Annotated in this window: 1 pseudogene; it reads right to left on the bottom strand. The window is 62.4% G+C overall.

Annotation, left to right across the window (positions count from 1 at the left end):
- Positions 1-57: 57 nt before the first annotated feature.
- Positions 58-591 (bottom strand): annotated as a pseudogene (locus tag K206_RS38955) (ABC transporter); the annotation flags it as partial.

Raw genomic sequence — 591 nt, 5'->3', positions numbered from 1 at the left:
ACACAAAAAATCTGACAGGTTCTTAAGCCATTAAAATTGAAATAATCTTCCAAAAAATCAAACAATCCCCTCAATCTGCTCCTGCAACTCCAGCCAACGCTCCTCGAGCGTATCAAGTTCCCCCCCCACTTCCCCCTGCCGCTTGAGCATCTCCATCAACTTCCCCTTGTTACCCTCCGCATAACTGCTCTCGTCGGCCATGAACGCATCGATCTCGCTCTTGGCCTGCTGCAGCACGGCCATGCGCTTTTCCACCTTTTCCAGTTCCTTGGTCAGCGGCTTGCGCAACTGCGTTAGGCGCTGGCGTTCGTCGGCTTCGGCGCGGCGCTGGTCGCGGCGGTTGACCGCGGCGGCGCCGTCGCCCGTGGCGGGGGCCTGCGCGGCGCTGGCGGCGTTGCGCTTGGCCGCGGCCTGTTGCAGCAGCCAGTCGCGGTAGTCGTCGAGGTCGCCGTCGAAGGGCTTCATGGTGCCGTCGCCGACCAGCATGAACTGGTCGGTGGTGGCGCGCAGCAGGTGGCGGTCGTGGGAGACCACGATCAGGGTGCCTTCGAACTGCGCCAGCGCCATCGTCAGCGCTTCGCGGGTGTCGAG

It is taken from the genome of Cupriavidus sp. WS (genome assembly GCF_000395345.1).
Lineage (GTDB): Bacteria > Pseudomonadota > Gammaproteobacteria > Burkholderiales > Burkholderiaceae > Cupriavidus > Cupriavidus basilensis_B.
This window is presented reverse-complemented; position numbering and strand designations above follow the sequence as displayed.